This window comes from Suttonella ornithocola, assembly GCF_001889065.1.
Classification (GTDB): Bacteria; Pseudomonadota; Gammaproteobacteria; order Cardiobacteriales; family Cardiobacteriaceae; genus Suttonella_A; species Suttonella_A ornithocola.
This window is the reverse complement of the sequence record NZ_LWHB01000239.1, coordinates 1-1507: the sequence shown is the minus strand read 5'-3', so window position 1 is coordinate 1507 and position 1507 is coordinate 1. Positions and strand designations below refer to the sequence as shown.

The window sequence follows — 1507 nt, the reverse complement described above, 5'->3', positions numbered from 1 at the left end:
TAGAGGGTGGTGCAATCGGCAATACCGTGCAGATTGCTTCAACACCATAACACGGCTGATATTGCTCGATAAAGTCAATCATCGTTTGTGTGGGTGGTAGAGCTCCGCCTGTGCGAAAAAAAGCAGCGGCTTTGCGCAAGATCTCATTGCTGCGTTGCAGTTCACGGTTTTCACGCTCAAGGATTTTTATCCGCTCAAGTGTATCTTGTGCTTGTACACCTTCAGGGGTTGCCAGTGCTGCATGTTTGTTATCCCAAGCTCGCAATGTCTCACTATTACAGCCGATTTTAGATGTAATAGCCTCAATGGCCGCCCATCTTGATGGGTAATCGTCTTCAACGTCAATCAGTAGGCGAACGGCTCTTTCTTTCATTTCCGAGGGGGGATCTTTTACTACTCATAGTCTTATTTTCTCAGATTGATGAGCCTCTGATCATTCCGGGGCGGTTCAATTTTTATGGATGTTCATGTTTACATTCTTCTTAAAGACTGTAAACAACACTACGTTTTTCTACATTTTAGTAGTGGTTTGAAAAGTATGCTGATCAAACCCAGGCATAGTTAATATAATGGAAGAGTAAGTCAAACGCCTTAAAGTGGTTTGCCAGTTTTTTAGAAAAACAGCAAGTCTTTCGAAAGACTCGCCTAAGCCTTTGCCTAAAGCGATTATTATTACCCTCAATATGCGTAGTATATTGCTTATCTACTTTTTTAAGATTACCATCAAAAGCCGTTAAGAAACTGTCCCAATTATCACAACAAATACAACCAAAACTAATTCCTAATGCCTCAAGTTTAGCTCTCAGTTGTTTAGCTGTCTTTAGATGACGCTTACCCCATACAAAAGCCACTATTTCACCACTATCTTCTGGATCATAAGTATAAATTAACCATACCTTGTTTTTCTTATGACCTACATAGGTCCAAAACTCATCAATTTGGAGTTTTTGATAGGCGTTTTGTGTGAGTTTTATTTCACAGCTAGATTTTGCTAAAACATTTAGCACTTTATATTTGCTGGCTTTCTCAATAAGCATAATATAGTCAAATCACTTAGAATCCAATCTATCTAAAGCAGATATAAAGAACAACTTGTAGTAGAATTATCAAAAACAAACTGAGCATATCCTATGACCTACTGTCGCCAATTCCGACAGAAAATTCTTAACGATATTGCTAATGGAGAAACTTGGCGCGCTGTTGCAAAGCGCTACAAGATCAGCAAATTCACCGTCTATAGCTGGATTAAAAATCCCCATCCTAAAGGCTTTACTGAGCGCAAGCCCTCAAAGATTGATGATGAAGCCTTGCTTAAGGATATTGAGCAGTATCCTGATGATTACCAATGGGAAAGCGCTAGACGTTTTAATTGCTCGCAATCAGCGATTTGTTATGCTCTAAAGCGACTAAAGATAACGCATAAAAAAAGATTAACCAACATCCAAAAGCCGACACAGAGAAAAGAGAAGCACTTTCAAGAACAAATATAGTGCAATCATCTAAAACC

Annotated in this window: 1 protein-coding gene, 2 pseudogenes and 1 other annotated feature; of the genes and pseudogenes, 1 reads left to right on the top strand and 2 read right to left on the bottom strand. The window is 39.1% G+C overall.

All coding sequences use genetic code 11. The features are described 5' to 3' along the window. Both A5N85_RS13390 and A5N85_RS13385 read right to left on the bottom strand, forming a co-directional pair. A pseudogene (locus tag A5N85_RS13390) lies at positions 1-373 on the bottom strand (IS3 family transposase); the annotation flags it as partial. Then, positions 8-125: a sequence feature (AL1L pseudoknot), on the bottom strand. (Overlaps the previous pseudogene by 118 nt.) Before the next feature lie 172 nt (positions 374-545). After that, positions 546-1040, bottom strand: a pseudogene (locus tag A5N85_RS13385) (IS1 family transposase); the annotation flags it as partial. A gap of 90 nt (positions 1041-1130) precedes the next feature. On the opposite strand from A5N85_RS13385, the gene A5N85_RS13380 reads away from it, so the two are divergent. Next, a complete protein-coding gene (locus tag A5N85_RS13380; RefSeq protein ID WP_072577612.1) occupies positions 1131-1490 on the top strand; it encodes an IS630 transposase-related protein in 360 nt (119 codons plus the stop codon). Positions 1491-1507: the final 17 nt, after the last annotated feature.